Source organism: Thalassospira sp. UBA848 (assembly GCF_002295455.1).
GTDB lineage: Bacteria > Pseudomonadota > Alphaproteobacteria > Rhodospirillales > Thalassospiraceae > Thalassospira.
Genome location: NZ_DBGS01000032.1, coordinates 89,014 through 98,364 on the forward strand (window position 1 = coordinate 89,014; position 9,351 = coordinate 98,364).

A 9,351-nucleotide genomic window follows, 5' to 3' on the forward strand; every position below is an offset into this window, starting at 1 on the left:
ATGACTCACGTCCCGCGAATTCTTGTGATTGGATATTGCTATCCACCCACAGCCAGCCCGGAAGCGTTCGTAAGCGCAAAACTTCTGCGCAATATTCCTGATTGCAAAATTGATGTTCTGACACTGGAAGATGGGCTGGTCAGTGACTTTTGCGACACCGAAATGGGTGAGTACGGATCCGACATTAACGGTGATGTCATCAAGGTTTCTCCGCCCCAACTGATCAAGTGGCTATGCCGTTTGCCACGCCTACCGTTGCGCCCAGATCGTTGGATTTTAGCTAACCATAGTGTTCGCAAACACGCTCTAAGACTGTTGACCGAAAAATACGACCTTCTTGTGACACGCTCTCAATATCACTCGGCACATCTAGTTGGACTTAAGATCAAAGCAATGATGCCGGAACTGCCATGGATTGCCTGCTTCTCGGATCCATGGTCAGAAGCAGATCATCAAGCTCACGTACCTCTGTTCTCTTATTTCAGTCGTAAACAAGAGCAAAAGGTCATAAAACATGCTGATCATCTGGTATTTCCAACTGAGGGCCTGCTCAAGCACATGACCAACGACAAAGGTCAGGCCTCACTCAAGTCGAGCGTCGTTCCCCACTGTTTTGATCCAGATCTGTATGAAGACAGTTCTCAAGCATCAAAAGCGAGCCAGATTCCGCATGAATGCACTTGGCGAATATTCGGATCATTCTACGGCAATCGACAACCTGACATCCTGCTGCAATCGCTCAGCAAGATCAAAATCCCCAAGAATACGAACCTAACCATTGAAATATTCGGCTCCAACCATGAGAAATATGGGAATTTAACAGATTTCAACCACGCTCATGAGGACCGAAAAATTACCTATGGTGGCCAAATCTCTCACAAGAGAGCATTATCCTTGATGCAGGATTCTGACCTTTTGATTGTTATCGACAGCACCGATAATCAAGAGAGTTTTTACCTACCGTCCAAAATCATCGACTATTTTGGCAGTGGCAAGCCTATTCTGTCTATTTGTCGCCCCGGAACTGTAAAAAACATTACTGAGGGAAGGGGTGATATTGTTGCAGATATTGATTGCCTTGATTCCATTTGCAAAGCCATGGAAAGCGCACTCTCAAGAAGCCACAAAGGCAACCCTGAACTCAATAGCACATCGGGTTTCTCAGCCGCGGCTGTAGGCACTAAATTTCGATCTTTGATTCAGAGAACCATAGACGGACTTCACAATGAACGCTGATGAACGCAAGATATTTTTATCTGGCACCTCAGCTTCAATAGCAGCGATAGTTGCATTTTGCCAAATATCGACGCAATCAATCGACTTGTCATTTAATGGGTACACGCAGTATCTATTTATAATATCAATAATTTTGTTTTTTTTCGCAAAAGAACATAAGAAAATATTCTCAAACCTTAAAATATCAAAAGGTTTACTGCTAATTTTTGGCTTATTTGTAGCGAGCTCACTTTCAATATTAAACACGGCGGATACTCTAACAAGCGCAAAAAGGCTGACAATGATTTTCAGCGTAGCGCTGATTACTTTTCTAATTGCTAATTGCACAATCAACCCAAAGAAGCTTCTTTTAGGGGTTTCAACCGGCATAACCACAGTAACCGCTATATCGGTGCTATACAGTTTGGTCGCAGCCGCTATCGACTTCAACTTTATCAATCAACAACCCTATGAGCTTGTAGCAATCAATATCTTTGGATTGGAAATACAACAAACCATTGCTCATCGCGCGTACATTTATGACGGCTCAACATATTACATACAACGTTATGCAGGGATTTTCCCCAACCCAAATGGCTTGGGGTTAATGTCTGCAATATCATTTGCCCTATCTTCTTTGTTTATCTCAGGGAAAAAGATCAAATATACCCTTCAAACTCTCTTTATTATAGGACTATTTCTATCGCTGTCCCGCATGGGATTACTACTATTTACAGCAAGTTTCATTTACTACACCGTCAACAATACGGTTATGAGGCGCGTTACATGCGCGGCAATGATTACAGGACTGTTTTCATTTCTATTTTTTACAGTCTCCTCTGAAGGATCAACCGAACTAACCAGTCATTACAACTCATTGGGCAATCAAGAGCTCTTCCAGCTAAGAGACCGGGCACATTTGATGTCGCAAGCTTGGCTAGGCTTTTTGGAGAATTGGCCACTTGGTGTTGGCTTTGGTGTGGGTGCAGAGTACCTTTTTCCCGACAATGCGGACACTCTCGCGGTCCATTCGGTATTTATCAATACGGCCCTTGAAACCGGTATACTAGGCATAACTTTTTTACTGGCAATCTGGCTTTTACCAATATTTGCTACGAAATCCAGGCGAGACGCAAACAACAATACAGCACATGAACGCGATATTATCGCTGCCATTTTGTTTGGACTTTTTTTTGCCGAGGCATTTGATTTAAGTGTTATGCGCTTTCATTACATTCATCTAATTTTCTTCTTTCTACTTGGTACTTGGTCAGCTATGGGGCGCACCTCAAAAGACACGGCCTTAAATAATGTTTAATGTACTGACACGCCAATCAGTCTTGCAAAGCAAATGGAATCACGCGAGCGACGTGATTGATCGCGCTTGGGCTTGGCATCGATGGGAATTACTTGAAGCCCGTGATACCTGGCACCGAACAACCGATCTTAGTTTCGCCGTCACCTCGTCCGACGATCCTGGTGATCTAGTTGCACTAGTACCGCTCGTACTCGTACGGCCAAAAGGTATTGCTGCTGCATTTGGACCGCATCTGGAGAGCACTGGTGGGCCAGCTATTTCATCACAGTTGCCTCGTCGGACATTTGAAAGAATAAAAGATTCAGTTTGTCAGGAGATTCATCGGTTAGCACAGCAACATGGCGTGCGGCGAACGGATATCTCCTGCCCACCGCTGGCACCCAAACTTCTTCAGGTCACGGGCCCTGAGCCAAATCCCTTATGCCACTTCGGGAGTTCAGACACCTCCACACAGTCGTGGATCCTCGACATCGCGAAGTGCAACGAAGAAGAACTCTGGATGACAATAGAGCACCGTTGCCGCAAGCAGATAAAAAAAGCTCAACGGAATATGCTGACCACCCAAGTTGTTACACCGGACTTGACGCTACTGGAAAAATACTACGAGTTGCATTTACAAACCTGCCAGCGAAACGGTATTCGACCTCATCCACGCAAATACTTTGAAGTCATTTACTCACAAGTCTCGAATGCTGGCATGTGCAAGGCCTGCGTGGTCTCAAAAGGCGAAGAAGTCCTTTCAATTCACAATTTTCTTATATACAAAAACTGCGCGTTATACTGGACCACTGCCGGAAGTGATGCTGCCCTGAAACTGTGCGCAAATGATTTTGGAATATGGGAAGCACTTTGTTACATGAAATCGATTGGAATTCAGTTCTTCGAGTCCGGTGAGGCCTTCCCAGGGGCATCACAAGGGAAGCTAAAAGGACTGAATGATTTCAAAAGATCTTTCGGTGGATCTTTATACCCCTACTACAGGGGACAAATAGTTCATCGGCCGATAACTGAATGCCTTATGAAGATCACCAAAGAGTTGCGCGGCAGCAGGAACGACAAATGACATCCAAGGAGCAAATGCACTTTGATCTCCGCGCATCAAGCTACGAGACGGACATAGGGCAGGACTACCCACAAGCTCTCAAGTGGCAACTGATCGAGAAGTACTCCCAGCCTGGCAATACAGTGGTTGATGTTGGCGGCGCTAACGGCAGACACGCCGTGGACCTTGCCGGGCTTCGACGTGAGGTGACTTGTGTGGATTTAAGCCCCAGCATGCTTCTGCAGATGCGAAAGAGAGATGAATTTCGAGCTTTACCACAAAAGCAACGCCCCCGACCGGTCGTTTCAAGAGCACAACAACTTCCAATCTCAAGCAATTCGGTAGATATGTCGTATTGCTTTGCTACCCTGTTGCTTATGCCTGATCAGGAAAAGGCAATCTCGGAACTTGTCCGGATCGTAAGACCTGGCGGATACGTAATTCTGGACATAGCACGCCCTTGGAACCTTGGATGGATTTATTGGCGCCGCCATTACAAAAAGCATGGCTTTCCCGGCATATATCCGCTCTCATTCAAGCGGACAAACACATTATTTCGCGGCTTAAAGTGTCACTTGGAGGAAAAAGTCGCCACAGGGTTTCTCAGTCAACTTTTGTTTCTTCCGCGTGTTGAAAGTAGAACCAAATTACGTGAGTTTATACACGCTGCTGGACAGTCACCTGATCTTGACGGCAGAATCACAGGTAAAGTTCCACTCCTTGCAAACCGTGAATACATTGTTCTTAGGAAGGACAATCGCCTTTGAGAGGCAAAACAGTCAGAAGCCTCGTTCAGTTCTTCAAAAGTGACCTTGGCATTCGTTTCATTGCCGAGGGCGCTGTGCGCTCCAGTGCGTTTATTATCACACCTTTGTTATCGTGGTCATTAGGTGCCAGTGTATTTGGTGGCTATTTGCAGATCATGAGTCTGTCTTTTGCTTTCGTTCCACTGGTTTCTGCTGGCTTGGGCTTCACGGTAATCAGGCAACTGGCCGGTCAGCGAAATGACACCAAAGCCCCACAGTTACTGGCGATCTCCATAGGAATTATCAGTACGCTCTGCGTACTATTGGCGACTGTTCTTGGCCTACTCGCAGATAACATCGTGAGCTATTTTGCTTTGTCGATGTTTGAAGACAGTAGCTGGCTTGTCTGGACCATCCCGGTGCTGGCTTGGATCTTCGCAACAGAAGCATTGGTCGGGGAATATTTGCGGGCCCAGATAAAGGCCCGCGCATCGTTGTACGTTCAGATTGCCAGTTTCGGGCTCCATATGGCTGGCCTGGGTGGAGTACTCTGGCTTTACGAACTTTCGCTCGAAACAGCGCTCCTATCGATTGCCATTTCAAAGCTGGTTATTATTGGATTTGTTCTTTGCCCCGTGTTTTTGCGCCTGCAGGGCAATGACAAACAGAGATCAACACCTCTTTCCCTTAAAACCGTGCTTGGCGGCTTACCATTCATGCTGGCTGGCCTCGCAGAGTGGGCAGCGAACTTGGGCGACAGACTCATTGTTGGTCGCTTTCTAGGGGCTGAAGCAGTCGCCCATTATGGAGCTGGCATTATGATGTTGTCAGTCATTGCAGCATTGGGGGCTCCAGTTTGGTGGATGCTGTTTCCGACAGTCGCCAAACATATCAAAAACCAAAACTTGAAGGCATGCCAAGACGCAATCAAACATTATACAATGTTGTTTGCAGAGTTGGCTTTTCCAGTACTCGCACTTGTAGTTCTTACAGCCAATCCCGCTATATCGCTGTTGCTAAATAGCCCAGCGGAGAACATGACAGTAGTGGTTCTGATCGCTGGTTGCGCCATCATCACTTCGCAGATTACGACTGGCTGGGAGTACTATTTGGTCACCATCTCGTCCGGTAAGCGATTAATGACTGCAACGGTTACGTGTTCACTCGCAGGGTTTGCAGTGGCTTGGCATTTTGCACCAGAGTGGGGATTGATCGGTGTTACTTTCGGAATGCTCTCTGGAAAGTTGGGTCTGGGACTATTCTACGCCATCAGCGCAAACCGCAATGGTTTCGGCGGCGCAGTCTGGCACACCAAGCACCTTGCACTTCTCTGCGTGGTCAACGCAATTTCAGTATCTATCACTTACGCAGGTGTGCACTACTTGTCCTACAGCACGTCGACAATAGGCCAGATTGTGATACCCGCCCTGATATTCCTGTCACTATACGGAACAGGACGATATCTGCTCAAGTTAGCTGGTCGCCATTCAAGTATTTGAGGAGAGCCTCAGAAATCTTGACCGCGGCAAAGCCCCGCCCCTGAATGTCTCGCCACTTTTCAACGGCCGCCTCATCAATACCGCCCGTGATCAAGGTTTTGAAATCTGACACGAGTGAACATCCATTCGCGCCCGCAAGCTTGCCCAGCCCAAGATCAATGATTTCAGGTCGCTCCGTAACATCCCGCATGACGATTATCGGAACACCACAATAGGGGGCTTCTTCTTGCATGCCGCCTGAATCACTTATGACGATACGTGTTTTAGGCAAAACCTTAGCCATCTCGTCATAGGGCAACGGTGCTACAAAATGCAGGTTCTTTGGAACCGTCATAAAATGCCGCTCGACGATCTCCCGGACCACGGGATTAGGATGCAATGGCCAAACAAAATCAAGTTCCATGTGCTCACTAATGATGTGCTTGAGATTCTCGCAGAACACATCCAGTGCCCCATGCAACGCTTCGCGGCGATGCATGGTTATCAGGGCGAACGGCCGACCACTTTCGAAGTCGTAGCTATCATGATGAACTGATGTTTCGGCTTTTTCGGCTTGGGTAGCCACCAGACTGTCGATACCAGGATTTCCGACAATGAGGATACGCTCCTCTGTAATTCCCTCGCTGATCAGATTGTTCTTTGCAATCTCGGTGGGAGCAAAGTGCACCGAGGCGATGCGAGCGATCATCTGCCGCAATCCCTCTTCCGGCCAGGGATTGCCGATATCGTGACTTCTAAGACCTGCCTCAACATGCGCAACAGGGATATTGTTAAGGAAACCGGCCATCGCCCCGCCAAACGCAGAAACTGTATCTCCTTGAACGATAACGACGTCTGGCCTTCTGGCCTTAAACTCGCGGTCTAGTGCAGAAATTACCCGTCGTTGAATTTCTGCAGCGGGCTGAGCATGTGTCATGAGGTCGAAATCAACGTCGACCTTGAGGTGCAAGCTATGAATAGCCTGATCCATCAAACTACGGTGCTGTCCAGTTGAGTAAACTTTAACAGCGTTCTCACCTGCCAAGGATCTCAGCGCCCTAATAACGGGGGCCATCTTGATAAATTCCGGTCGCGTTCCCGCTACGACTGCAATCTGTTTTGTCGGGCTGTGAGTCACAAACATTCAATCCTTGTTCCACGGACGCAAGTTTTCATTTGGGGTCCGCGATATTAGGTCAGCCATCTTTTTTCCAGAAGAATCAGGACTGAACACCGTTTCAAAGTGACTTCTTGTTGTAGTTCCTAATTCTTGCAGGTCAACAGAATCTGAACCAAGCTTTCGAAAAGCTTCTCGGTAGCTTGTCACATCACCTTTCACCCAACAAACTGGCGCACCTTTGTATTCATGAGCAAAAAATGATGAAGGTTCGTTCAAAACAATCGGCAACCCGACCAAGCCCGCTTCAATTACCGTCTTCGGTATCTCAGCGTAAGCCGTGTGAGTAGCAAAAACATCGAACTGTTGAAGAAAGCTCACCAGTTCAACGTTTCGCATTGTAGGAATAAGCCGGACCTGAGACTCTTTACCCTGACGCCTGAGCCAATTTCTGATCTCCTCGCGACATGGTCCATCTCCGATGATCGTAAGCTCCCAACCCCCGAGATCCTTGAGCGCCTCCAACAAGGGCATCACACTTTTACCAACGACCAGGCGGCCAACAGAAATGATTTTCAGCGCCCCTGATCTGCCGTAGTCAGATTTGATGTTGTCTGGCCCAATTGCCACGGCGTTTGCAATTACATACGTTTTGCCATGATATTTCTTGGGAATAGCTGCCATAATCGGGCTGTATACAGGTGCCAAAGCGTCGATATGCTCGTGTGCAAACGTTCTGCTCTTGTTTTCGAGCCATCCAAGCAGCCTGCCTTTGAGTGATATTGGTTCACCATCCGGGATATGTGTATGAGTTGTGTGTATGCTTGCGATCGAGCGACAGCCCAACACTTTCCCCAGTATTGCAGCAACCATTCCCGCAAAACTGTCACCATACGAGCGCACTACAAAGCTCTCACCTCTGGGCAAAAGCGGAAGCAGTGATCGTTGGATCAACCTTTCAACGAACCAAGGCGAAAAGCCGGCTGAACAGACCAAACCAGAAGCCGTCAGCAAGTTTAATGATATGAACGAAACTTCTCGCGTCCCACACAACACACCAACAGCTGCATTATCGGGCTGATCGGGCAGCAAAGATACCACCAGTATTTTTTTGAACCTGTCGTCAGGATTGAAGTATCCGGACGAAATCTCCCCCTTCTGGATCCACTCAGATATTCTGGCTGCAACGACAACAATCAAAGTATTCGTCAAAACATGAACTCGAATAAGGGGATATTTGAAATTAACAAGAAACTGCGAGAATCTTTTCGCTCAAATCTCCTAGTAGGCTAGGAGACATATTGACCTGAGCTCGCCTGCTTATCAAGCAAGCAACACGAGCATTTACCCCAAATACCTTCCCAAATGCTCCACCAGCATCCGTATCTTCGGGCTGAGGTGTCGGTTGGTCGGATAGATCGCCCAGATGCCTTCATCGGATGGTTGGTATTTGGTCAGGACCGGCACAAGGTCGCCACTGGCAATCCAGGGATCGACGTAATAGTCGGGCAATTGCACGATGCCGATGCCCTTGCGCGCCGCATCGAGCAGCGCCTGGCCGCTATTGGCGTGGATGGAGCCATGAATGCGCACGGTGCGTTCGCGGCCATCTTCTTCAAAGCGCCAGTAATCGAGCGTGCCGACCAGACAATTATGGTGGTGCAGCTCCGAAAGCGAATAGGGCTCCCCGCGTTTGGCGATGTAGCTGGGCGCGGCACAGGCATACAGGCGGCGCGTTGAAAGCTGCTGGGTCATCAGACTGCCCGTGGTACCTTCCAACCGGCCAAGGCGGATCGCCATGTCATAGCCTTCAAGCACCAGATCAAGCTTCTGGTTGGTAAAGCGGCATTGCACTTCGAGGTCGGGATAGCGGGTGACGAAATCATTGACCAACGGCGCAATCACCGTCTCGCCATAGGTCGTCGGCGCGGTGAGTTTCAGCTTGCCGCGCGGCAGTTCCGTCAGGTTGCCAATCGCGCGCTCTGCCTCATCCAGCCCGTCCAACAACTGCCGGCAATGCTGATAGTAAATCTGCCCGGCCTCGGTCACGCTGACCTTGCGCGTGGTGCGGTAAAACAATTGTGTGCCGAGCTTTTCTTCAAGCGCTGTGACCTGTCGGCTGACCTGGGCGACCGAGATACCGAGCTGCCTGGCAGCATGGGTAAAGTTTTGCCGTTCGGCCACGGCGATAAATTCGCTGATCCCGTCCCAGGCATTCATTGCCCGACCCCATCTTGATTATTACACATGCGTAAAAGTGAATTACCAAAATAGCGGATTATCATTCTGGATGAAATAAATACACTGGCTACAGTTCATTTAATCTATCGGAGACGCGTAATGACCGCCGAAACCATCACCTGCAAAGCCGCCATCGCCTGGGAAGCGGGCAAACCGCTGTCGATCGAAGAAGTTCAGGTCGCCCCGCCGAAAGC

The 9,351-nt window shown here is 48.5% G+C and carries 8 protein-coding genes; 5 read left to right on the forward strand and 3 right to left on the reverse strand.

Features of this window, described 5'->3' with window-relative positions; genetic code table 11:
* From B2R48_RS03840 to B2R48_RS03860, 5 genes are read left to right on the forward strand one after another with little or no spacing between them, the layout of a single operon-like run.
* The gene (locus tag B2R48_RS03840; RefSeq protein WP_296998004.1) at nucleotides 1-1,236 is read left to right on the forward strand and encodes a hypothetical protein; all 1,236 of its coding nucleotides are present in this window, start codon (nucleotides 1-3) and stop codon (nucleotides 1,234-1,236) included.
* Entirely contained in the window at nucleotides 1,226-2,533 is a 1,308-nt protein-coding gene (locus B2R48_RS03845; RefSeq protein WP_296998007.1) for an O-antigen ligase family protein, read from the forward strand. The genes B2R48_RS03840 and B2R48_RS03845 overlap by 11 nt, the downstream gene beginning before the upstream one ends.
* The gene (locus tag B2R48_RS03850; protein ID WP_296998009.1) at nucleotides 2,526-3,596 is read left to right on the forward strand and encodes a GNAT family N-acetyltransferase; all 1,071 of its coding nucleotides are present in this window, start codon (nucleotides 2,526-2,528) and stop codon (nucleotides 3,594-3,596) included. Before B2R48_RS03845 ends, B2R48_RS03850 begins: the two co-directional genes overlap by 8 nt.
* Complete coding sequence (locus tag B2R48_RS03855; RefSeq protein ID WP_296998012.1) at nucleotides 3,593-4,342, forward strand: class I SAM-dependent methyltransferase; 750 nt, start codon at nucleotides 3,593-3,595, stop codon at nucleotides 4,340-4,342. The genes B2R48_RS03850 and B2R48_RS03855 overlap by 4 nt, the downstream gene beginning before the upstream one ends.
* Nucleotides 4,339-5,820: a lipopolysaccharide biosynthesis protein gene (locus tag B2R48_RS03860; protein ID WP_296998014.1), complete on the forward strand. Its 1,482-nt coding sequence runs from the start codon at nucleotides 4,339-4,341 to the stop codon at nucleotides 5,818-5,820. Before B2R48_RS03855 ends, B2R48_RS03860 begins: the two co-directional genes overlap by 4 nt.
* On the opposite strand, the gene wecB is transcribed toward B2R48_RS03860, so the two are convergent.
* From wecB to B2R48_RS03875, 3 genes are all read right to left on the reverse strand, one after another.
* Entirely contained in the window at nucleotides 5,789-6,943 is a 1,155-nt protein-coding gene (wecB, locus tag B2R48_RS03865; RefSeq protein WP_296998017.1) for a non-hydrolyzing UDP-N-acetylglucosamine 2-epimerase, read from the reverse strand. The two genes, B2R48_RS03860 and wecB, sit on opposite strands and share 32 nt — an antisense overlap.
* On the reverse strand, nucleotides 6,944-8,128 hold the full coding sequence (locus B2R48_RS03870; protein WP_213473490.1) for a glycosyltransferase family 4 protein: 1,185 nt from the start codon (nucleotides 8,126-8,128) through the stop codon (nucleotides 6,944-6,946). It lies immediately after the preceding gene.
* A gap of 132 nt (nucleotides 8,129-8,260) precedes the next feature.
* Complete coding sequence (locus B2R48_RS03875; RefSeq protein ID WP_296998021.1) at nucleotides 8,261-9,136, reverse strand: LysR substrate-binding domain-containing protein; 876 nt, start codon at nucleotides 9,134-9,136, stop codon at nucleotides 8,261-8,263.
* Between the last annotated feature and the right edge of the window lie 215 nt (nucleotides 9,137-9,351).

Excerpts from the sequence above, each read along its gene's own strand:
- B2R48_RS03840 (WP_296998004.1), top strand. The coding sequence starts at position 1 with ATGACTCACGTCCCGCGAATTCTTGTGATTGGATATTGCTATCCACCC.
- B2R48_RS03845 (WP_296998007.1), top strand. The coding sequence starts at position 1,226 with ATGAACGCTGATGAACGCAAGATATTTTTATCTGGCACCTCAGCTTCA.
- B2R48_RS03850 (WP_296998009.1), top strand. The coding sequence starts at position 2,526 with ATGTTTAATGTACTGACACGCCAATCAGTCTTGCAAAGCAAATGGAAT.
- B2R48_RS03855 (WP_296998012.1), top strand. The coding sequence starts at position 3,593 with ATGACATCCAAGGAGCAAATGCACTTTGATCTCCGCGCATCAAGCTAC.
- wecB (WP_296998017.1), bottom strand. The coding sequence starts at position 6,943 with ATGTTTGTGACTCACAGCCCGACAAAACAGATTGCAGTCGTAGCGGGA.
- B2R48_RS03875 (WP_296998021.1), bottom strand. The coding sequence starts at position 9,136 with ATGAATGCCTGGGACGGGATCAGCGAATTTATCGCCGTGGCCGAACGG.